Origin of the sequence: Flavobacterium yafengii, from assembly GCF_030010375.1 — a bacterium.
GTDB lineage: Bacteria > Bacteroidota > Bacteroidia > Flavobacteriales > Flavobacteriaceae > Flavobacterium > Flavobacterium yafengii.
Window position 1 is genome coordinate 40,893 of the sequence record NZ_JASCRY010000006.1, and the last position, 20,374, is coordinate 61,266.

The following is a 20,374-nucleotide window of genomic DNA, read 5'->3' on the forward strand; positions in this document are numbered from 1 at the left end:
TTTTTTAATTACACTTTACTAAATGTCTTTTTACTCTGGCTGGATCAGTCGTATTTCCATCACAACTTGGGATATCAGCAAAAGGAATTAAAACACCATTAGCACCTGTAATTTCTAATTTTGTACTAAGACCATCTCCATCATCATCGGTATCTAAAAAGTTAGGTATACCATCTCCATCTGTATCATCAGGATTAACGACACCTGTTGCCAAAACTCGCATGTAACCATCACCGTTTATATCTTCTTGAAAATTCATAATTCCATCTCCATCAGAATCAAGTCTGCTAACTGCGAATAATTTAAAACTAAAAACTAAAGGCGCATAAGCTGGAATACTGGCACTTCCTGAGTTATAATATCCTAGTCCCGAAGGAAGAAACATAATTCCTGCTCCAAAATCATTATACGAAACGGTACCGTCAGCATTAGAAGAATACGTCCCTGCTTTAAACTCCGGAAAAGTTTCGCCCCATCCTGTTATCGTACTAAATAAACTTAAAAATTGTTGCGGATTCTTAACTTCTTCAAATTGGGTTGCAGTAAAAGTTTCTACTTCAGCTACTTTTTGACGAGATAAATAATCTCCTTTGTATGCAGACAAAACCCCATCTACATTTGACGGTCTCTCTCCTGCACCTTCTCGTAGCACTAAATAATATAATTTATACGTTATATCATGAAGTTTTACCTCTTTGCTCAAAAGTTTAGGAAAAGTAGCACTATTCAAATACGAATAAATAGACGGCTCAGCTCCACCTGTTGGAATTTTTGTAAAAGTAACATCTTGATCATCTGAAAAACCAGGATGATTAAGAACAGTTATAGAATAGGTTTTTAAATATTCTTCAATATCAGTTAAATCAGTAGCTAATTGTTCTGCATAATCTCTAGGTGGTTCAATTTCAGCAGCATCATCCTTTGAACATGAAAATAAAGAGACGGTTGTAATTAATAGAATAAAATAATACTTAAATTTGTTCATTATAGCTAAATTTTTAAGTGCGCAAGATACAATATTGATTGATTTTTGTAAACTATTTAACTCCGATTTTAGAAAATTTATGAGAATAGATAAATATTTATGGTGCATGCGGTATTACAAAACCAGAAATATGGTTACTGAAGCCTGTAAAAAGAATCATGTGACTGTAAATGGCCTTGTTGCGAAGCCATCAAAAGAGGTTTTCCCTACTGACAAAATTACGTTCCGGAAAGACCAAATTACCCAAATCATCACTGTTCTTGATGTACCAGAGAACCGTGTTGGGGCTAAATTAGTTGATATCTATCGAAGAAATGATACTCCTGCAGAAGCCTATCAACATTTAGAATTACTGAAATTATCCAAAGAGCATTATCGAAAAAATGGCACAGGAAGACCTACCAAAAAAGACAGAAGAGATATCGATGAATTTGGAAATGAAATAACCATCGATGAAGATGATTAGTAAACCTAAACATTACTTTTTTAAGTTACCAAAATGATTCTTTCAATTTTAAACAGTAAACCGTTAAATAACAAACTAAAAATAATGAGCAAAAATATCATCTTAACAAATCAAGAAATCGAGCATAAAATAAAAAGAATTGCTTACCAAATCTATGAAACATTTGTAGATGAAGAAGAAATCGTAATCGCAGGAATTGCCAATAACGGTTTTACATTTGCAAAAAAAATAGCCGTAATCTTAGAATCCATTTCTCCTCTCAAAGTTTCGCTTTGCGAAGTACAGATTAATAAGCAAAATCCCGAATTACCAATTCACACTTCCTTATCAAAGGAACAGTACGCAAATAAAGGCTTAGTTCTTGTTGATGATGTATTAAATTCAGGCACAACATTAATCTATGCAGTTAGGCATTTTATAGATGTTCCTTTGAAAAAGTTTAAAACTGCAGTGCTCGTGGACAGAAATCACAAAAAATATCCTGTAAAAGCTGATTTTAAAGGCATATCGCTTTCAACATCATTATTAGAACACGTCCAAGTCGTTTTTGATGAAAACAATGACAATTATGCTTATTTAAGCTAAAATTGCAACAATATCGAGTACTGTCTGATCGATTGTCTTATCATCAACAATCACCTTGTATTGCGCTTGATTGTAATAAAAGCTTCTATCAAAAAGATGCTTAGCAATAAACTCTTTCATCTCAGCGTCACTTTTATCGGCAATAAGAGGGCGTTTACTTTTATTATGGCTCAATCTATTGAATAAAGTATCTATTGACGCTTTGAGATAAACAGATACTACATTATCGCCTTTTAGCAACTCATGATTATTGGCATAACATGGAGTTCCTCCACCTAAACCGATGATTAATTGTTCAGGCGAATGTAATAATTCGATAAAAACTTCGTGTTCTAACTTTCTAAAATAAATTTCTCCGTGCTTTTCAAAAATGGCATTTATGGATAAATTTACTTTCTCTTCTATCTTTTTATCCAAATCCACAAAAGGAATTTCGATATTTTTTGACAACTTATTTGCAATTGTGGACTTACCACAACCCATATAACCTAATAATATAATTTTTTTCATCTGAATAAAACCTTACAAATTAAGGTGTTGAGTAATTTTGTTAAAAAAAGACAAATTTATAATAAAATTGCTTGGAAAACTCCAAAATAAGTCCTTATATTTGCACCCGCATTCAAGGAAAGAATATGACTCGATAGCTCAGTTGGTAGAGCACATCACTTTTAATGATGGGGTCCTGGGTTCGAGCCCCAGTCGGGTCACAATTTTAGTGATCAACACATAATTTCCTTGAAGCATTGACTCGATAGCTCAGTTGGTAGAGCACATCACTTTTAATGATGGGGTCCTGGGTTCGAGCCCCAGTCGGGTCACAAAAGGTCGAGTAATTTATTACTTGACCTTTTCTTTTTTTAGGCCACGTGGAGAAACGGTAGACTTGCCAGCTTGAGGGGCTGGTGCTCGCAAGGGCGTGTGGGTTCAAATCCCACCGTGGTCACGAATAAAGGACAGAACTTTTCATAAAGTTTCTGTCCTTTTTCTGTTTTATTTTTAATCCAAATTGAAAATCACTAAATATATCCCATTAAATCTTTATGGCTCGAAAAGTTCGATAAAGCAACTTGACTGGATTAGAACCAAATTAAGAAATAAATATCCATTGATTGTGAATATTTGGATAATTGAATTGTTCCCATTTACTTATATTTAATATTTAAAAGGCAGCAATCTATAATTTTTTATATAAGAATACTAACTACTAAGTTAAGATTACTAATGAAAGAAAAGCAAACAAATCAAAAGGACTGTACGGTTCAGAAATGTAACACCGATTATATTAATCAATGTGGAGGCTCACCCATGTACAATATCTTTCTTTTAGAAGGAAGCGGAAAAGTAAGCGTAGATTTAGTAGACTATATTTTTGAAGGCAAAATCGCATTGTTTATAACTCCTTATCAAATTATTTATTTCAATACAGAACAGCCACTTAAAACAAGAAGACTCCAATTTCATGGCGATTTTTATTGCATAGAATACCATAAAAAAGAAGTGGCCTGTAATGGTCTCTTATTTAATAATATATACCAACAACCCTATATAAATCTTGAAACAGGAGATTATATTGAAATGGATTATATTTTAGGAAAACTGATTATTGAAATGGAAAATACTTGTAGTTATTCTAAAGCAGTAGTAAAGGCTTATTTACAATTGATTCTAGCGTTATGCAGCAAAATTAAATCGAAGGACACTGTCATTTATGAGGCGAAGAATACCTATCATCCGTTGATGAAATTTAAAGCATTACTGGAAAATAATTTTCATAAAGAAAGACAGCCTTCTTTTTATGCTGCCCAAATGGGTATTTCGCCTAATAATTTTTCAAAAATATGTAAACAGCATTTTTTGAAAACACCATCCAGACTAATTCACGATAGAGTTATACTTGAGTCCAAAAAATTGATTCATCTTAGTTACAAGAATATAAAAGAAATAGCTGCTGAACTAAATTTTGATGATGAGAATTATTTTAGTCGATATTTTAAAAAACATACCGGAATTACTCCTACGGCTTTTCGTGAGAATGTTGGGATATCAATCGTAGCAGATTTGTCTAGGTAATATCCATATCCGTCCATTGTAACTAGAACAAGGGGAGAGTAATTTTGTCCGTAAATTAAAATAATAAACATATGGACATGTTAGCAACCTTAGCAAAACTACAGAGTCAATTTTTCAATTTAATGCGAATAGCCATTTTTATAGTAATGGTATGGATTGGCGGGCTTAAAGCTTTTCAATATGAAGCGGACGGAATTGCACCTTTTGTTGCCAATAGTCCGTTGATGAGTTTCTTTTATAATAATCCAGAGGAATATAAAGACCATAAAAATAAAGAAGGCGAAATGGTTAAAAAAAATATTGAATGGCATACTCAAAACGGAACTTATAGTTTTTCATATGTATTAGGGACCACTATCATCATTATTGGCTTTTTAACCTTATTTGGTATTTTCAATAATCGCTTAGGGCTTATAGGTGGATTACTCACAGCTGGTATGGCATTAGTCACTCTGACATTTTTAATTACTACTCCTGAAACCTGGGTACCTAATTTAGGTGGCGATATGCCAACAACTCAATATGGCTTCCCTTATCTTTCGGGCGCTGGTCGATTGGTTATAAAAGACATAATCATGATGGCAGGAGGTTTAATTATCGCTTCTGACTGTGCTAAAAAACTTTTGAAGGATTAAAAAACCTAAATACCTATAAATCTATTTTTACCAACAAAAAAGCGTCTTGACATACTATCAAGACGCTTTTTTATTATTTAAGGATACGTTTATTTCATTAACTGTTGCAAAGGCTTCAACTGTTCCAAATCAATATTAGACTGCTGTAGAACACTCATCATAGTCATAATATTAGTTGGATTCATATCCTTGCCCAAAATTCGAACAACAGCAAAACCGTTTTCCTTTTTATTGGCAAAGAACACAAACTCTTCAATATGCTCATCAGTTCCTACGAAGCTTACTGAAGCACCTTCTTTACCTGAACCAAACTTCATAAGCTGTTGGTACTTTTTGTCTTTTAAAATCAAATTAACTTTGGCACGTTCAATTTCAAATTCCGCTTTATTCTTATCGTTTAATTTGAAAGCCAAAACATTCATCTTGTCAAAAGACTTCAAAGCATCACTCTGTGCAATTGATAATTTTGTTTTATCAACGTTCAGAATATTAGGTGACACATCTAGGGCGATAAAATTCTTGTTTTCGGTATTTTCCACAAAATACTTTTGCAAGGTTGGTTCCGAGTTACAGCTCACGAGAAACAAACTCAATAGCAGCGCTAATCCATAAACTGTTTTCATCTTATTTCTTTCCTTTAGTTGCTTTCTTCAAATCTTCCCCACCAGGAATTTTCATCTTATTAGTCAGAACTGAAATTTCATTCAAATCGAAATTACCTTTCAAAGACATTAAAACCGTATCGTCATTTTTGGCACCTTCAATGAACATAAACAACTCTCTTATTTGAGAATCACTTGCTCCCGATTTCACTAGAATTTTAATACTTCTGCCATCTTCATTCACACGCATTAGTTCTTCTAATCCTGCCGTTTTTATGTATTTATCAGCCACAACTTTCATTTCGCCTTCTATTCTGGCGCTTTTAGTGGTAAACACTTTCAAATCATCCAGTTTCTTTATCAAGCTCAAGTATTGTTGTGTTTCTTTATCAGAAGCATCCATTTTTACTTTGCTCATCAAGTCAAACATTTTTTTATTGACAATGATTGATGTTACACCTTCCTGCCCATCGAATTTATCAAAAGCCGCTTGCGCAAAAAATGTACTTGAAACTAATGCAAATACTAATGTCAGTATAAACTTTTTACTCTTATTGAAATTATTGTTCATTTTGTTATTATTGATTGTTGATTTCATTTTCTTAAATTGTTATGGTTTAAAATTGTTTTTTTTCCAGTTTACTCAAGGCAATTAAGAACCACCAGACTGTTTTTTTGTATTAATAAATATTTTGTCTTTTGTGGTTTGATATTCTTGAATATACTGTACACTTTCTATGCCAACATTTACATTATCTGATAATAATGACAATGCTTTTTGAGTTGCTCTGAAAGCTTCTTCAGGATCGTCATATGTTCCTAAATCCTTACTTTTAGTTACAACATCAGCACTGTAATAAGCATAGGTTCCTATTCCCAGCAAAACAACAACCGAAGCCGCAATTGATATCCACGCAACATTACGTTTTTTAGATTGTAGTGGAATTTCTGGCGTAAACTGATGCCCTTTTGCAAGAGAGAAATACCCAAATATAGGTTTGTATTGTTCTAAATGCTGCGCAACATTCGATGAAGAAAAATAATTACGTAATTCATTTTCCTCTGCAATACTGGTTTCTCCCTGAAAGTATTTTTCTAATAAATCTTCTATTTTAACTAATTCCATAATTGTGTGTTTCTGTCATATAATCCCGTATCGTTTTCCTTGCTCTTGAAAGCGCCACCCGAATCGCACTCTCATTCATGTCCAATATTTTTGCGATTTCTTCAAATTCATATTGTTCAATATCTCGCATTTGAATAATCAATCTTTGCTGAACGGGTAATTTATCCATTATTTTCCCAACCCAATCCAAACTGTCTAAGTCTTCCATTTTCTTATCGAGACCCGGTTCTCTATCAACATAATTTGTATGAACGATTTTGAGATTCCCTGTTCTTTTCGATTTTAGCTGGTCCAAACAATAATTTTTGGTCATCGTCATTGCAAATGCTTCTACACTGCTATACCCCGCTAAATTTCCATTTTTACTCCATAATTTCACCAAAACTTCCTGAGTAGCATCTTCGGCTTCTTCAGTACTTACGAGCAATCGCTTAGCCAACCTAAAGACTTTATCTTTAAAAGGAGTGACGAGTAGCACAAACTCATTTTGGTTCATAAAAAATTAGGTTTTTAAACTGGTTATATAATGTAGACGACTCATTTTTATTTTTGTAACAAAAAACATAAAATAAAACTAAAGTTACTATTTTTACGTTAATTATATTAAAACCTACATATGAGAACAAGTTTCAAATTTACGCTTTTATTACTTATAGCAGTTTTCGCTTTCCAAAGCTGTCAAGACAATGATGATGTTGCTCCACCAGCCAGTTTAGACATACAAGATTTTATTTGGAAAGGAATGAACCAATATTACTTATGGCAAGCAGATGTTCCAAATTTATCAGATGATAGATTTGCAGACCAAAGTGAATTAAATACGTTTCTAAAAGGATATCCCGTTCCCGAAGAATTGTTTGACGCGCTTAGAGTAGACAAAACTATAGATCGTTTCAGTTGGATTGTGGATGACTATTTAGAACTCGAAGGGACACTTCAAGGAACCACTAAAAATAATGGTGTCGATTTTGGTTTGAGCAGAAAACCTGGAAGTACTACTGAAATATTTGGTTATGTACGTTACATCATTGCAAATTCAGATGCATCGAACAAGAACATCAAACGTGGTGATTTTTTTACAGCCGTAAATGGAACTCAGCTTACTTTGAACAATTATGAGGCACTATTGTTTGGTTCAAACGAAACTTACACTTTAAATCTAGCTGATTATAATGGAACTACTATTGTTGCTAACGAAAAATCAGTAGAGTTGACGAAAACTGTTTTATCTGAGAATCCAATTTTAATCAACAAAGTAATTACTTCGGGTTCACATAAAATAGGGTATTTAATGTACAATGGTTTTTATGCTAATTATGACACGCAATTAAATGAAGCGTTTGCTTCTCTAAAATCACAAGGAGTTACTGACTTAGTTTTGGATTTACGTTATAACGGAGGTGGTTCTGTGCAAACGGCTACACGATTAGCGAGTATGATTACTGGACAGTTCACAGGACAAGTATTTGCTAAACAACAATGGAATGCTAAAATCAACGAGTATTTCGAAACTAACAATCCCGCAGCTTTAATAAATAGCTTTACTGACAAAATTGGAACTACGGCAATAAACAGTTTAAACTTAACTAAAGTTTATATCTTGACTACTCAAAGCACAGCATCAGCAAGCGAGTTAGTAATCAACGGATTAGAACCTCATATCAATGTAATACAAATTGGCGATGTAACTGTGGGGAAAAATGTAGGATCAGTTACACTATACGACTCCCCTACTTTTGGTTCCGAAAACAGAAACCCAAATCACAGGTATGCCATGCAGCCGATTGTATTGAAAATTGTGAATTCAACCGGTTTTGGAGATTATTTCAATGGATTACAACCGGATTATTTATTAAAAGAAACAATTAGTACTTATGGCGTTCTTGGAGACACTTCAGAACCTTTATTGAGTACCGCTATTGGAAAAATAACTGGAACATCCAGAATGTTGAAACAAAACACTGGTGTAGATTTTGAGTTTTTTAAAGATGCTAAATCAATCAGAGGAATCCAAAATCAAATGTATATTGAGAAAGCTCCGGAAGGACTTTTAAAAGCATTGGAATAACATTGACTTCAAAAATTAAATTAAAAAGAGGCTTTCATCACTGAAAACCTCTTTTTTTTATAATTCTAAATTAAAGAATCTGATTTTTATCCAACAAAAAACCCGTTCCAAATTAGGGAACGGGAATTAAGACTAAAACTAAAATATATTCTTTTAGAACAAGAAATTCAACCCTAATTTAAAATTTCTTCCTCTAGTACTGTATCCTCTGCTTTCAACAAAATCTTTATCCAAAATATTATCAACTGCACCAAAAACATTCAATCTATTTTTGATTAACTCATAACGAACATTGGCATTTACCAATTGATAATCTTTCAAAATTTCTGAATTTAAAACAGGATCATAAGTTGGCTCTGGATACGTTGTGTATTCTAAATATCTGTCTGAAACAAACTGATACGCCAGATTAAAGGCAAGACGTGCTGTTGCTTGCACATCCACAGAAGCATTTGCTTTATGTTTTGGATTTAGAATACGAGATTGTTTTTCTAATTCCGTAAAAGTATAATTGACATTGAATTTTACTTTATCATTAAAAGCATAAGAAATCATTGTTTCAAAACCTTTTGCTTTGTTTTTACCATCTACATTAAAGTATTTATAAGTCATCAAATCAAATCCTATTGCATCTTCCTCTTCCCTTTGAAAAGCTACTGCATTTAAAACCAATTTTTTATTTACTAAACTTACTTCAAAACCAACTTCGGCTGTGGCATCTTTCTCTGGAGATAAATTCAAATCACCATACGGAGAGTACAATTGGTACAAACTTGGGGTAACAAATGCTGTGCTATAAGAAGCCAATACCTTTAATGATTCTGAGAAGCTATACGATGGATTAACATTATACACTAAATTATTTCCGTATTTACTATGAATAGTATAACGTGCTCCTGCATTTAAGTTTAATCCAAAATCAGAATTATAAACCGCCGTTACATAAGGATCAATCATATTGAATTTTGCTATATCAGTTGTAATTGCATCATACTCGCTTATGTTTGACATTTCGTGGAACTGAAATTGTGCACCCGTAACCACAAATAACTGAGATGAAATTTCATATTTATTAAAGGCATCCACATTAACGCTTCTTGACTTTGCCTGAAATAAAGATCCATAACTAAAGATATCGCGGTTGATTACATTTGCTCCGGTATTGATTACCAATTCTCCTTTATTGTATTTGTATTTTGGAGAAAAACCAACTCTAAATTGCTCCGAAAGACTGAAATTTGTAAGATCATCTGAAAATGAACCTGCATCAAAACCGTTTTTCATTCGGTCATAATTAGCAAAGAAATCCAAGGATAATTTTTTAGTTGGCGTAAAGCCAATTTTCACTAAAGAATTTAGTCTTGAAAAATCATCGTTTTCAAATTTAGTATTTGAATTTAATGGCTTTGCTTCAGAAATCCCTGTAGTTTCAGTACTGTTTAAAGAAGCAAAGTAATTTACTTTTTCAAAACCTCCGTTTACAGCAAAGCCCTGATTGTAATCTTGCACACTATAATTTGCGTTTTTAGCAATTGTTTGTGTACCAATATTCACATATGCATTTCCTGCAATAACTTTCTTGCCTGCTTTTTTTAGTGTAATATTAATTACACCAGTAGCTGCTCCAGAACCGTATAAAGTACTCGAAGCGCCTTTCATAATCTCAATGCTTTCAATTTGCTCCACTGGAAGCAATCTTAAATCATACGATAAGCTAATCCCGGAAGCATCTGTTACCGGAACGCCATCAATCAAAATTAAAACCTGATGATTTCTTCCTCCACGAATGTAAAGTCCCAAATCCTTACCATTACGACTCTGATTTCCGTTGATTTCAACACCTGCTACTGTACTTAAAATCGAAGCTACAGATTGTCCTGATTTTTTCTTTAAATCTTCGGCAGTGATTTTGACGATAACTTTTCCTGATTTTTCTTTTGGTAAAGCAAATTTCGAATCGGAAACAACAACCTCATCAAGTTGTTTTGGCTCTTGTTCTTGTGCATACGTGTTCATTGCAAATAGCAATGCAATCGCACTAAAGCGAATGAATTTTTTGTTCATTTTAAAAATGTAAAAATTTAATAAATTGGGAGAAAAGCACAGAATGACCCATACCCAAACCTTTTTTCCCGAAAGTTTGATACTCGATGTAATAGGCAGGTCTCCTGGCTTGCATCTTGTTGTTTACCTTCCCAAGAAACTGAAATAAATTCAGCTAGCTCAGTGGTTTTGTAGATAACAACAAGCTTGATAGCTTACAGTTGCGGGTACAGCGTGAGATTTTTGAATTTTAAATAATGATTTCGGATTTTTAATCTGAAATCAAAAATCGTTAATCTTCAATCACTCTCTTCCCTTTTAATGTGGTTTGAAAAAACAAACCTCAACCTCAATACGGCGGCAAAGATAAAATTATATTAAGTTAATAACCTAAATAATTGCGGATTTTATAATTCAATTTTAATTACAGCCCCAAAATCTACTTTATTCTGAAAAGCAGCTATTAGAGGTAAATCTGTAATTTTACATAAAAAACTTCGTATCACTCCTGCATGTGCCACAATAATTACTGGTTTTGAATTGATTGTTTGAAGTTCATTATTTATAAAACCAATTACTCGATCATGCAAATCCGTAAATGATTCACCATTGGGTACGCGAACATTTACAAAATCAGTCATCCAAGGTGTAAAATCATCAGGTGGAATTACATCCCAATTTTTCATTTCCCAATCGCCAAAATTCATTTCCATTAAACGGGAATCTTCTTTAATAGAAGTAATTTCTGAATTGTCTTTGATGTAATTTGCCAAAAGAACACAGCGCAGTAAAGGACTGGAATACAGTCTTGCATCTTGAGGTAATTGATTTAAAACAGACTGAAAAACAGCATCATAAGGCTCCATTATTTTTACATCCGATTGCCCGTAACAAATTCCTTTTTCACAAACCGTTTCCGTGTGACGTACTAAATAAACTTCCATAATGCAATAACTGATATATAAAAAACCACTTCACAAACCTGTTGGGTTGCGCCCAAACAATCTCCGGTATACCCGTCAATCCATTTCTGAAAATAACGCGCTAAAAAGAATCGAGTCAAAAAAACAGGGATTAAAACCAAAAACATTTGCCACTGAAAATAGGACAAAATAACTAATGGAAGTAATCCAAAAAAGAAAGCTCCCACTACTTCTCTCCAAGAATAACTTTGTGCGATAGGTTTGCTTTTACTGGAAGCGTCCTCACGAGAATATTGATGGGTAAAAACAATTGAAATCGCCGCTAATCGACTGATGGAATGCGCAGAAACAAGGAGTAATAGAATTATAAATTGTGAATTATAAATTATAAATTTAGGATTATCCGAGACATCAATTAATTGAACCAACCCTTGAAATTTAAGCACTAACAACAGCACTAAACCAATTGCTCCATAAGCACCAATGGCACTGTCTTTCATAATTATCAGGATTTTTTCTTTGGTCCAACCGCCACCAAAACCATCGCAAACATCAGCAAAACCATCTTCATGAAAAGCTCCTGTCACTAAAACGGAAGCTATCATAGAGAAGATTACCGCAATTTCAGGCGCAACTAAATAATTAAAAACACAATATACTCCAAAAGCCACACTCCCAACAATCCAACCAATTAATGGAAAATAACGGGACGCTTTATTTAAATAATCTGGATTGTGATCGATGGTTGCAGGACACGGAATCCTAGTGTAAAACATTAATGCCGTAAAAAATATGTGGAGTTCTTTTTTCATTTTTGGAATTATTTTTTGATTTTATTTCTCACGTAGAGACGCACTGCAGTGCGTCTCTACCGACCACTAACCCCTGCTGATTCAAAACTCGCCATGTCATTCAAAAATGCCACAGCTGACTCAATAATAGGAAAAGCAATCGCGCAACCCGTGCCTTCGCCCAATCGCAAATCAAGTTGCAACAAAGAACGAACTCCTAGGTAATCTAATATTTTTTGGTGTCCTTGCTCAGCAGAAGAATGACAAAAAATAGCATTTTTAGTAATGGATGGATTCTTTTTAAAGGCAATTAAAAAAGCAACACTACAGATAAAGCCATCAACAAGAATCAACATATTTTCCTCTTTTGCCTTAAGCATTCCACCTACCATTTGCATAATTTCAAATCCTCCGAAATAGGCTAATTTACTGTCCAAATCCTCCAAACCATCGTAATTATCAATACATTTTTTAAGGATATTAATTTTTTGAATCAACTGTGCATCATTTACACCAGTGCCTTTTCCTACGCAATCTTCAATTGGTAATTCTAAAACAATACTCATTAAAACCGAAGCTGTAGCTGTGTTACCAATACCCATTTCGCCAAAACCAATACAATTACTACCCTTTTTTGCAATAGTGGCAACAATTTCGCTTCCTTTCATAAAACACAATTCAACTTCTGTTTTACTCATCGCAGGTCCTTGTAAAAAAGAGCGTGTTCCCTTCCCTATTTTAGCCGAAATTAAATCCGTATTCATAGGAAAATCATAATTCACACCTGCATCCACAATAGCTAATTGGATCTTATTTTGTTTACAAAACACATTGATTGCTGCTCCACCTATCAAAAAGTTACTCACCATCTGTCTGGTTACATCCTGCGGATAAGTACTTACACCATGATTTGCAATTCCGTGATCCGCGGCAAAAACAACCAGATTCGGTTTTATAATTTTTGGTTCTAAAGTTTGAAACACCATCCCAATTTGTTTTGCAAGCACTTCTAAAACTCCTAATGAACCCGTTGGTTTGGTTTTTTGATCGATTTTATGTTGTAACGTATTTGCAAAAGTAGCAGCATCAGTTTCTTTTTTAGCATCAAAAAATACTTTCTCCACCTTATTTTCATGTAAAATAGTAATTTCCTCAACCAATGGAATTTCTTGTTTTTGTTTCCAATTCAGTTGTTGCAACATGGGTTGATTATCATAATCAGTAGCCGGTTTTCCCACGCAAAAATAGCCCAACGGCTCCATATTTTCAGGCAAACCTAATAATTGCTTGAACTGATAATAATTCAAAATTGAAACCCAACCCATAGAATAGCCTTGTTCCGTTAAGGATAACCAAATATTTTGCGCCGCACAAACAGAACTGAACTTTACCGCTTCATTACTCCCGACGGTTCCAATCGTAAAATTATTTAAAACCGAACGATCATAACAAATGACCAATCCCAGCGGAGCTTCTTCTATAGCTTCTAACTTAAGGTCTTTGTATGCTTGTTTTTGTTGTTCATTATCAGTTAGCGAAATTGCTTTTTTATCATAATCTAAAAACAAATCTTTAATGGCTTTCTTCATTTCACCCGACTTGATCAGATAATATTTTGTAGCATCAGTCAAACCCACTGAAGGCGCCCAATGTCCAGCTTGCAGTGCTTTTTCAAGAACAGCTTCCGGTACTTGATCCTCCGTAAAATGACGGGTGTCGCGACGGGATTTTAAAATTTCATCTAAATAAGTCATCTTAAAATAATTTTGTTTTTATACTTCTTCCCAAACGATGAAACAATAATTTTCATAAGTAATTCTAGTGAATTCTGGTAATTCAATCGCTCCAGAAAATAACGGACAATTAATTACCAAAGTATGAAACTCCCCATTTTCACCACAAGGATCTATTCCTTTTTCATGTAATTCTTGAGCTAATTCTTTGGTCAAAATTTTACCTAAATAGCTTTCACCCATTGTTGTATTACAAGAAACAATCATCGTCACAATTCCGTTTTCAAGCATTTGGTTTACCAAAACAATTCGGTCTTGTTGCCACAAAGGTAAAATTGCTTTTAGTGATGCTGCGGCACATACTTTATCTTCCCAATCTTTGTGCGGTTGTAAATCAATGTCCCCAAAAACGGCTGTTCCCAAATCATATTTAGCTTTTAGCATCTTTAAAACCGCAATAAACTTGGCTTCATAATCACCCCAAGTTGCGGGAATTCCTTCCAGAGGCAATCCCATTTTTTGGGCTTGTTGATTCAATATAGACAATGGCAATCCATGAGAACGAGATACTTTCCCGTTTTCATTCATCATATTGAGTAACACTTTTGGAACAAATCCTTGCTGAATTGCTTGCATCATTGCATAACAACTGTCCTTTCCGCCACTCCAAGAAGTTACAAAATTCATTTTTTCCCTTTTATCGTTACAGGAATTCCAGAAACCATAAGCACAACGGTATCGGCAGTTGCAGCTAAATATTGGTTCATCCAGCCTTGAAGTTCGGTGAATTTTCTACCAATATGCGTTTCGGCATGAATACCCATCCCTATTTCATTGGTTACAATAATAATTGTCGCATTTTCTTGATTGGCAATAGCATCAAATTCGGCTTTAGCTTCTTCTAAGCACAAGGAAACATCGTTTTTAGTATCTACAAAAAAGTTCGTTAACCAAAGTGTAACGCAATCGACGATAGCTACTTTTTCCGAAAAATCAATTTCGCTCAAGTATTTTTCTTTTTCGATATTAATCCATCGTTCGTCCCGATCTTTTTGATGGCGATCGATTCTCTTTTGGAAATCATCATCCCATTTTCTGGCGGTTGCCACATACATTGGTTTATCCGACAATCCTTTTGCTAAATTTTCGGCATAACTACTTTTACCGGAGCGTTCACCGCCAGTTATTAAATATATCATTTTTATATTTTTTTAAATCCATACGGACAATGTCGACATCCATTGCCACAACAATTACCTCTTTTTAGATGAAACCAAGCTTTAAAAACATAGTTCCCATTTTCTAAATAATAGTCAATTCCTTCTATGAGATTCGTCGTTTTGGGTAAATCTTTGGCTTTATTATCCGTTGCAGTTTCAGAAGATAGTGTTGCAACATATTCGTCAATTTTAGTGGAGCAGGCAGTTGTAAAACAACTGGAACACAAGCAATCCACCACTTCTGACGGAGTAAAAATGGGTGGAAAATTATTGCACCAGCATTTACTTCCTTCAGGTGTGTCCCCACAATTAAAAGGAGTTCCGCAAGTAGAACAGTTTTTGACTTTAATGCTATTCATTTCGTAAAGATAGTATTTGTTCAATTTTTTACTGCTAAAAATAAACAAGAAATTTTATAAATTTGGTATACCTTTGTCGCTATCGAAAAATTAAATCATGAAATTCACCTTTAAATTAATCCTTTTTGTTCTCTCTTTTTCAACTTTCGTTGGATGTAAAAAAAGCGAAAACCTAACCGTAAAAGAAAGTACTGATTCAAAAAATGCAATCGAATATGCCTCGGGACTTTCTATTAATAAATACGAAGGATATTCAGTAGTGACGGTTTCAAATCCTTGGCCTGAAGCCAATAAAAATTTCACTTATATCTTGAAAGAAAAAAACAGCAGCATTCCTGATAGTCTGCAAAAATACACCACAATTTCAGTTCCTTTAGAATCAATCGTAGTTACCTCAACGACTAATATTCCTTTTTTGGAAATGTTGGGAGTTGAAAAATCACTGGTGGGTTTTCCTCATACCGATTATGTCTCTTCTGAAAAAACCAGAAAACTAATTGATGGTGGCGCTGTTAAAAACATAGGGCAAAATGAAAAATTAAACATGGAGCAACTCATTGAATTGGAGCCTAATTTAATCGTGACTTTTGGAGTGGACAACAACAATCCGATGATTGATAATTTACAAAAAAGCGGTCTTAAAGTACTCATACAAGCGGACTGGATGGAACAAACTCCGCTAGGAAAAGCAGAATGGATCAAGCTTTATGGGGCTTTATTTGGAAAAGAAAAAGAGGCAAAAACGCTTTTTGATGAAATCGTCAAAAATTATAATGACGCGATACAATTGGTTGCAACCAAAAAACCAACAGCAACCGTTTTATACGGATCTATGTATCAAGATCAATGGTATGTAGCTAAGGGAAACAGTTGGGTAGCCCGATTTATGAAGGATGCCAAAGCGAATTATTTATGGGCAAATGTTGAGGGAACAGGAAGTCTTAGTTTGCCTTTTGAAAAAATATTGGAGAAAGCAAAAACAGCAAAATATTGGATTGCAACAGGTTCTTTTAAAAGTATTGCTGAATTTGAAAACAGCAATCCGCATTACAGTCAGTTTGACGCTTCAAAATCTAAAAATGTGTATACTTTTGAAAGTAAATTAGGCACAACAGGAGGAACCATTTATTATGAATTAGCACCAAGCAGACCAGATTTAGTCTTGAAAGATTACATTAAAATCTTCCATCCTGAACTACTTCCAAACTATACTTTTACTTTTGCACAAAAACTAAACTAAATTGGCGAATCAAAAACGAAATACGATTCTATTTTTCTTGCTTACTTTGGGGCTTGTTCTATTGTTTTTTGTAAACATTAGTTTTGGTTCCATAACGATTCCTTTTAAAGAAATTTATACTAGTTTAACTGGTGGTCAAGCGAGTAAGTCTACTTGGGAATATATCATCATCAATTATCGTTTACCAAAAGCCATTACTGCAATTCTTGTTGGAATGGGATTATCTATAAGTGGATTGCTGATGCAAACTCTGTTTCGAAATCCACTGGCAGGACCTTATGTTTTAGGGCTGAGTTCCGGTGCCAGTTTAGGCGTTGCTTTTGTACTATTAGGAGCGAGCTTACTTCCACCTTTTTTAAGTACCATTTTACTTTCCTCTTACGGAGTGGTTTTAGCTTCAACTATAGGAAGTTCAGTTGTATTACTCGCTGTTTTGATGGTTTCCCAAAGGCTTCGCGATACGATGGCCATCTTAATTGTAGGGCTAATGTTTGGTAGTTTTACCAGCGCAATAGTAGGCGTTCTTACGTATTTTAGTTCCGCTGAACAATTGCAGAAATTCACGTTTTGGTCTATGGGAAACTTAGGCAATTTGTCTTGGTCTTCTATATTAATTCTGACAATTTGTGTGGCAATTGGCTTATTATTAAGTCTATTTAGCATCAAGCCACTTAATGCACTATTATTGGGTGAAAATTACGCACGCAGTTTAGGTTTGAATTTCAAAAAAACACGATTGATTATTATTTTTGCAACAAGCATTTTAGCAGGAAGCATCACGGCCTATGCAGGTCCAATTGCCTTTGTAGGACTAGCGGTTCCTCATATAGCAAAGTTAGTGTTTCAAACCAGTAACCATTCGGTTTTGTATTGGAGTACCTTACTTTTAGGCGCTTCAATTATGCTTATTTGTGATGTAATTTCAGAATTGCCCGGATTGGAGATTACTTTGCCAATCAATGCTGTAACTTCTATAATTGGAGCTCCAGTTGTGATTTGGCTATTGGTTAGTAAACGAAAAATGATTGCCTAATGGAAAACAAAATCATCTTACAAGCGTCTAAAATTAGCATTGGTTATTCTCATAAAAAAGAGAAAATCGTTGTGGCTTCGGATATTTCTATTGCTTTAAAAAAAGGAAAACTGATTGCTTTAATTGGTGCGAATGGCATTGGAAAATCGACACTTTTAAAAACGATAACTGGAATCCAGAAACCGCTTTCCGGTGCTGTTTTCTTGAATGAAAATAAAATCACTGATTATGAACCTTTGGATTTAGCGCAAAACCTAAGTATTGTTTTAACCGAAAAATTACCTCCCAGTAATTTAACCGTTTTTGAACTCATTGCTTTAGGAAGACAGCCCTACACCAATTGGATGGGAACTTTATCTGATATTGATATTGTTAAAGTTAATGAAGCCATGGCATTGACACAAATCAGTCATTTAGCCACAAAAAAACATTATGAGATTAGTGACGGACAATTACAAAAAGTATTGATTGCACGAGCTTTGGCACAAGATACTCCGTTAATAATTTTGGATGAACCCACTACCCATTTGGATTTATTACATAAGGTGGCTTTATTCAAACTTTTGAAAAAGCTTACTCATGAAACTGGAAAATGCATTTTATTTTCTACTCATGATATTGATATGGCGATACAATTGAGTGACGAAATGATTATTATGACACCGGAAACAGTGCTTCAAGACGAGCCTTGTAATTTTATTGCAAAAGGAAGTTTTAACACCTTATTCAAAGATGAACATATTGTTTTTGATGCTGAAAAAGGAAAATTCATGATTGTTTAGTTCCAACATTTTACTATTCAGTCCAAAATGTACTAACCATTTCCTTTCAATAAATTTATACTCACTGTTGCAAGATTTGAGTCTGGGAATCTGCTAAAGAAATTAGCATCCGGATACAATCCCGCTTCAGCAGCTATTTTGTGCAAAACGGGAATTTCAACTATGTATTGATCCGAAAAACCATGCGTGGCATCATAAGCCGTAGCAGCCGTTTTCCCTAAATTAGCAGCAGTCAAATTTGGAGCAATCGTATGCAATTCAATCATTAGCAATCCGAATTTCCGAACGTACGGCGACCATTTATTCAAATGTTCCAATAGATTATCTTCGACAAGACCATTACTGATTCGCTCTCCTCTATGCGCAAATGCTCCGGTTGAATGACTTACTCTGCCTTTAGTAACGTGTTTAGGCATTTCCCAAATTCGGTTATGATCCAAGAAGGTTCTTACATTCAATAAATCTTTCAAATCAATGTTGTAATTTTCCAATAAATCATTGGCTAACAAATCGGGTTGACCAATATCGCCCCAAATTACTTTGGCCCAAATATCGGCTTTGATTAAATTGGCTCGGGTTACTTTCAACGCTGCTTGATTATAATCGGCACCCACAAGGAATAAAGGATAATCATCCAGCATTTTTCCGCGAAGGGTTTGTCTTTCAATTACATTATAAATATGTTCAATAAATGCTCCATTGCCACAACCCATATCGAGAATTCCTTTCGGCTGATCTTCTATTGGTAAATTGAATAATTTGATGATAATCTCATCTACTACTTTAAAATAAGTATCGTGCGCACCTCCGCTTCCCCAAACATTCATTTCTCGGTCCACATGAATTTCATCTTCGCCTTCAGCCACCGTTCGTAGAATATTTGGATTACCAAAAATCAAATCCTCCATTTTACTGAAAGTTGGCAAATAGGAAACCGTAACTCCATAAGCAGAAGCCCTTTTAGCAAAAAACAACCCCTTTTCCGTAAACTGGTAATTGCCTTTTTTTTGGGTAAACCAACCTAAATCTGCAAAGAAATCTAATATAATTTTGAAATTTTCTGGAGATTTATGAAACTCTTCAGGACGGAAGGAAATCTCCATAAAATACTTATGAAACATACCGCTCATACCCAATCGCACTAATATTGGTCCAACCAAACAACCTTCAATATGCGTTAGAATCTGATGCTGAATTTCATTGGTCAGCGCATCATTCGAAAATGAAATTCCATAATTTTTTTTATACAAATCGAAAATTAAACCCAATCGAACGAATGGAATATCGTCTAATAATCGCGTGCGAAATTGCATCGTGAAATGCAGTAAATCAAGCACGTCTTCATACAAATAGAACATAGGAAAAGCAATCGCGCTTTTTTCGTTTATGGCAAACGTAATTTGGTCTGTGGAAGTATTGATGTGATAATTCAGAAATCCCTGCGAACACAAAACACGCAAACCCACATTGAGATAGCCTTCATTGGCTTTAAAGTGTTCCGAAAGTTCCGAAAGCGTGACTTCTTTTTTGTCAAGAATATAGGACAGTACCCCTTTTTCATACAAAACATGCGCAACGGGAGCGGTAACCAAACCGTCTAAATGTTTGAAAATGGTGCTTCTAAGAGTAATTTTATCAATCATAAAAAGTACGTTTTAAGGGAGAAAAAACACAATTAGATCCAGAATGACCTATTCAAATATATGAAAT

Annotated in this window: 23 protein-coding genes, 3 tRNA genes and 1 riboswitch; of the genes, 12 read left to right on the forward strand and 14 right to left on the reverse strand. The window is 34.3% G+C overall.

Annotated elements, in window-relative coordinates; all coding sequences use genetic code 11:
* Positions 1-4 precede the first annotated feature (4 nt).
* Positions 5-985 (reverse strand): BamM family beta-barrel-assembly machinery protein, encoded by a 981-nt coding sequence (gene bamM, locus QLS97_RS15915; protein WP_282718039.1) that lies wholly within the window; start codon positions 983-985, stop codon positions 5-7.
* Between the two features lie 79 nt (positions 986-1,064).
* Here bamM and QLS97_RS15920 point away from each other — a divergent pair, with 79 nt between their 5' ends.
* Positions 1,065-1,451 (forward strand): RNA-binding S4 domain-containing protein, encoded by a 387-nt coding sequence (locus QLS97_RS15920; protein ID WP_282718040.1) that lies wholly within the window; start codon positions 1,065-1,067, stop codon positions 1,449-1,451.
* Between the two features lie 84 nt (positions 1,452-1,535).
* The gene (locus tag QLS97_RS15925) at positions 1,536-2,036 is read left to right on the forward strand and encodes a phosphoribosyltransferase domain-containing protein (RefSeq protein WP_282718041.1); all 501 of its coding nucleotides are present in this window, start codon (positions 1,536-1,538) and stop codon (positions 2,034-2,036) included.
* Here QLS97_RS15925 and QLS97_RS15930 read toward each other — a convergent pair.
* Complete coding sequence (locus QLS97_RS15930; RefSeq protein WP_282718042.1) at positions 2,028-2,546, reverse strand: shikimate kinase; 519 nt, start codon at positions 2,544-2,546, stop codon at positions 2,028-2,030. The genes QLS97_RS15925 and QLS97_RS15930 overlap by 9 nt on opposite strands.
* Before the next feature lie 127 nt (positions 2,547-2,673).
* On the opposite strand from QLS97_RS15930, the gene QLS97_RS15935 reads away from it, so the two are divergent.
* The 5 genes from QLS97_RS15935 to rclC all read left to right on the forward strand — a co-directional run bounded on the left by QLS97_RS15935 (position 2,674) and on the right by rclC (position 4,744).
* A tRNA-Lys gene (locus QLS97_RS15935) sits at positions 2,674-2,746 on the forward strand.
* 38 nt (positions 2,747-2,784) lie between these two features.
* Positions 2,785-2,857: transfer RNA gene (locus QLS97_RS15940), tRNA-Lys, on the forward strand.
* Between the two features lie 42 nt (positions 2,858-2,899).
* Positions 2,900-2,982: transfer RNA gene (locus QLS97_RS15945), tRNA-Leu, on the forward strand.
* A 278-nt stretch (positions 2,983-3,260) separates the two neighbouring features.
* Positions 3,261-4,109, forward strand: coding sequence for a helix-turn-helix domain-containing protein (locus tag QLS97_RS15950; RefSeq protein WP_282718043.1), 849 nt, complete (start codon positions 3,261-3,263; stop codon positions 4,107-4,109).
* 71 nt (positions 4,110-4,180) lie between these two features.
* Positions 4,181-4,744 carry a reactive chlorine resistance membrane protein RclC gene (gene rclC, locus QLS97_RS15955; protein ID WP_282718046.1) on the forward strand — a complete coding sequence of 188 codons (564 nt, stop codon included), beginning with the start codon at positions 4,181-4,183 and terminating at the stop codon, positions 4,742-4,744.
* A gap of 89 nt (positions 4,745-4,833) precedes the next feature.
* Here the strand turns inward: rclC and QLS97_RS15960 are convergent, their stop codons facing one another.
* Genes QLS97_RS15960 through QLS97_RS15975 form a run of 4 tightly spaced genes read right to left on the reverse strand, consistent with a single transcriptional unit; the run spans position 4,834 to position 6,968 of the window.
* Complete coding sequence (locus tag QLS97_RS15960; protein WP_282718048.1) at positions 4,834-5,367, reverse strand: DUF4252 domain-containing protein; 534 nt, start codon at positions 5,365-5,367, stop codon at positions 4,834-4,836.
* Between the two features lies 1 nt (position 5,368).
* On the reverse strand, positions 5,369-5,944 hold the full coding sequence (locus QLS97_RS15965; RefSeq protein ID WP_282718050.1) for a DUF4252 domain-containing protein: 576 nt from the start codon (positions 5,942-5,944) through the stop codon (positions 5,369-5,371).
* A 54-nt stretch (positions 5,945-5,998) separates the two neighbouring features.
* The gene (locus tag QLS97_RS15970; protein WP_282718051.1) at positions 5,999-6,472 is read right to left on the reverse strand and encodes a hypothetical protein; all 474 of its coding nucleotides are present in this window, start codon (positions 6,470-6,472) and stop codon (positions 5,999-6,001) included.
* A complete protein-coding gene (locus QLS97_RS15975) occupies positions 6,459-6,968 on the reverse strand; it encodes an RNA polymerase sigma factor (RefSeq protein ID WP_282718054.1) in 510 nt (169 codons plus the stop codon). Before QLS97_RS15975 ends, QLS97_RS15970 begins: the two co-directional genes overlap by 14 nt.
* Positions 6,969-7,088: 120 nt before the next feature.
* On the opposite strand from QLS97_RS15975, the gene QLS97_RS15980 reads away from it, so the two are divergent.
* Complete coding sequence (locus QLS97_RS15980) at positions 7,089-8,540, forward strand: S41 family peptidase (RefSeq protein WP_282718055.1); 1,452 nt, start codon at positions 7,089-7,091, stop codon at positions 8,538-8,540.
* A gap of 153 nt (positions 8,541-8,693) precedes the next feature.
* Here QLS97_RS15980 and QLS97_RS15985 read toward each other — a convergent pair whose 3' ends face one another.
* The 7 genes from QLS97_RS15985 to QLS97_RS16015 all read right to left on the reverse strand — a co-directional run bounded on the left by QLS97_RS15985 (position 8,694) and on the right by QLS97_RS16015 (position 15,438).
* On the reverse strand, positions 8,694-10,604 hold the full coding sequence (locus tag QLS97_RS15985) for a TonB-dependent receptor plug domain-containing protein (protein WP_282718057.1): 1,911 nt from the start codon (positions 10,602-10,604) through the stop codon (positions 8,694-8,696).
* Positions 10,605-10,680: 76 nt separating this feature from the next.
* Positions 10,681-10,944, reverse strand: a riboswitch (cobalamin riboswitch).
* 46 nt (positions 10,945-10,990) lie between these two features.
* On the reverse strand, positions 10,991-11,527 hold the full coding sequence (cobC, locus tag QLS97_RS15990; protein ID WP_282718058.1) for an alpha-ribazole phosphatase: 537 nt from the start codon (positions 11,525-11,527) through the stop codon (positions 10,991-10,993).
* On the reverse strand, positions 11,512-12,318 hold the full coding sequence (locus tag QLS97_RS15995) for an adenosylcobinamide-GDP ribazoletransferase (protein WP_282718060.1): 807 nt from the start codon (positions 12,316-12,318) through the stop codon (positions 11,512-11,514). The genes cobC and QLS97_RS15995 overlap by 16 nt, the downstream gene beginning before the upstream one ends.
* Positions 12,319-12,374: 56 nt before the next feature.
* A complete protein-coding gene (cobT, locus tag QLS97_RS16000; RefSeq protein ID WP_282718062.1) occupies positions 12,375-14,051 on the reverse strand; it encodes a nicotinate-nucleotide--dimethylbenzimidazole phosphoribosyltransferase in 1,677 nt (558 codons plus the stop codon).
* An 18-nt stretch (positions 14,052-14,069) separates the two neighbouring features.
* The gene (locus tag QLS97_RS16005) at positions 14,070-14,717 is read right to left on the reverse strand and encodes a Dph6-related ATP pyrophosphatase (RefSeq protein ID WP_282718064.1); all 648 of its coding nucleotides are present in this window, start codon (positions 14,715-14,717) and stop codon (positions 14,070-14,072) included.
* Positions 14,714-15,229 carry a bifunctional adenosylcobinamide kinase/adenosylcobinamide-phosphate guanylyltransferase gene (gene cobU, locus QLS97_RS16010; protein WP_282718065.1) on the reverse strand — a complete coding sequence of 172 codons (516 nt, stop codon included), beginning with the start codon at positions 15,227-15,229 and terminating at the stop codon, positions 14,714-14,716. Before cobU ends, QLS97_RS16005 begins: the two co-directional genes overlap by 4 nt.
* A gap of 2 nt (positions 15,230-15,231) precedes the next feature.
* Positions 15,232-15,438, reverse strand: coding sequence for a C1orf53 family protein (locus QLS97_RS16015; protein WP_240723460.1), 207 nt, complete (start codon positions 15,436-15,438; stop codon positions 15,232-15,234).
* Here QLS97_RS16015 and QLS97_RS16020 point away from each other — a divergent pair.
* The 4 genes from QLS97_RS16020 (at position 15,356) to QLS97_RS16035 (ending at position 18,664) form a co-directional block, all read left to right on the forward strand.
* Positions 15,356-15,616 (forward strand): hypothetical protein, encoded by a 261-nt coding sequence (locus QLS97_RS16020; protein WP_233206937.1) that lies wholly within the window; start codon positions 15,356-15,358, stop codon positions 15,614-15,616. The two genes, QLS97_RS16015 and QLS97_RS16020, sit on opposite strands and share 83 nt — an antisense overlap.
* A gap of 90 nt (positions 15,617-15,706) precedes the next feature.
* Entirely contained in the window at positions 15,707-16,849 is a 1,143-nt protein-coding gene (locus QLS97_RS16025; protein ID WP_282718066.1) for an ABC transporter substrate-binding protein, read from the forward strand.
* A gap of 1 nt (position 16,850) precedes the next feature.
* On the forward strand, positions 16,851-17,882 hold the full coding sequence (locus QLS97_RS16030; protein WP_282718067.1) for an iron ABC transporter permease: 1,032 nt from the start codon (positions 16,851-16,853) through the stop codon (positions 17,880-17,882).
* Positions 17,882-18,664 carry an ABC transporter ATP-binding protein gene (locus tag QLS97_RS16035; protein ID WP_282718068.1) on the forward strand — a complete coding sequence of 261 codons (783 nt, stop codon included), beginning with the start codon at positions 17,882-17,884 and terminating at the stop codon, positions 18,662-18,664. Before QLS97_RS16030 ends, QLS97_RS16035 begins: the two co-directional genes overlap by 1 nt.
* Before the next feature lie 32 nt (positions 18,665-18,696).
* On the opposite strand, the gene QLS97_RS16040 is transcribed toward QLS97_RS16035, so the two are convergent.
* Positions 18,697-20,307, reverse strand: coding sequence for a class I SAM-dependent methyltransferase (locus QLS97_RS16040; RefSeq protein WP_282718069.1), 1,611 nt, complete (start codon positions 20,305-20,307; stop codon positions 18,697-18,699).
* Positions 20,308-20,374: the final 67 nt, after the last annotated feature.

Bases quoted from the DNA above. Each gene is read 5' to 3' on its own strand.
- QLS97_RS15925 (WP_282718041.1), top strand. From the start codon at position 1,536: ATGAGCAAAAATATCATCTTAACAAATCAAGAAATCGAGCATAAAATA.
- QLS97_RS15950 (WP_282718043.1), top strand. From the start codon at position 3,261: ATGAAAGAAAAGCAAACAAATCAAAAGGACTGTACGGTTCAGAAATGT.
- QLS97_RS16025 (WP_282718066.1), top strand. From the start codon at position 15,707: ATGAAATTCACCTTTAAATTAATCCTTTTTGTTCTCTCTTTTTCAACT.
- QLS97_RS16040 (WP_282718069.1), bottom strand. From the start codon at position 20,307: ATGATTGATAAAATTACTCTTAGAAGCACCATTTTCAAACATTTAGAC.
- QLS97_RS16020 (WP_233206937.1), top strand. From the start codon at position 15,356: ATGAGATTCGTCGTTTTGGGTAAATCTTTGGCTTTATTATCCGTTGCA.
- QLS97_RS15995 (WP_282718060.1), bottom strand. From the start codon at position 12,318: ATGAAAAAAGAACTCCACATATTTTTTACGGCATTAATGTTTTACACT.
- QLS97_RS15960 (WP_282718048.1), bottom strand. From the start codon at position 5,367: ATGAAAACAGTTTATGGATTAGCGCTGCTATTGAGTTTGTTTCTCGTG.
- cobT (WP_282718062.1), bottom strand. From the start codon at position 14,051: ATGACTTATTTAGATGAAATTTTAAAATCCCGTCGCGACACCCGTCAT.
- QLS97_RS15920 (WP_282718040.1), top strand. From the start codon at position 1,065: ATGAGAATAGATAAATATTTATGGTGCATGCGGTATTACAAAACCAGA.
- QLS97_RS15965 (WP_282718050.1), bottom strand. From the start codon at position 5,944: ATGAAATCAACAATCAATAATAACAAAATGAACAATAATTTCAATAAG.
- QLS97_RS15970 (WP_282718051.1), bottom strand. From the start codon at position 6,472: ATGGAATTAGTTAAAATAGAAGATTTATTAGAAAAATACTTTCAGGGA.
- QLS97_RS15975 (WP_282718054.1), bottom strand. From the start codon at position 6,968: ATGAACCAAAATGAGTTTGTGCTACTCGTCACTCCTTTTAAAGATAAA.
- bamM (WP_282718039.1), bottom strand. From the start codon at position 985: ATGAACAAATTTAAGTATTATTTTATTCTATTAATTACAACCGTCTCT.
- rclC (WP_282718046.1), top strand. From the start codon at position 4,181: ATGGACATGTTAGCAACCTTAGCAAAACTACAGAGTCAATTTTTCAAT.
- QLS97_RS15930 (WP_282718042.1), bottom strand. From the start codon at position 2,546: ATGAAAAAAATTATATTATTAGGTTATATGGGTTGTGGTAAGTCCACA.
- cobU (WP_282718065.1), bottom strand. From the start codon at position 15,229: ATGATATATTTAATAACTGGCGGTGAACGCTCCGGTAAAAGTAGTTAT.
- QLS97_RS15980 (WP_282718055.1), top strand. From the start codon at position 7,089: ATGAGAACAAGTTTCAAATTTACGCTTTTATTACTTATAGCAGTTTTC.
- QLS97_RS16035 (WP_282718068.1), top strand. From the start codon at position 17,882: ATGGAAAACAAAATCATCTTACAAGCGTCTAAAATTAGCATTGGTTAT.
- QLS97_RS15985 (WP_282718057.1), bottom strand. From the start codon at position 10,604: ATGAACAAAAAATTCATTCGCTTTAGTGCGATTGCATTGCTATTTGCA.
- cobC (WP_282718058.1), bottom strand. From the start codon at position 11,527: ATGGAAGTTTATTTAGTACGTCACACGGAAACGGTTTGTGAAAAAGGA.
- QLS97_RS16005 (WP_282718064.1), bottom strand. From the start codon at position 14,717: ATGAATTTTGTAACTTCTTGGAGTGGCGGAAAGGACAGTTGTTATGCA.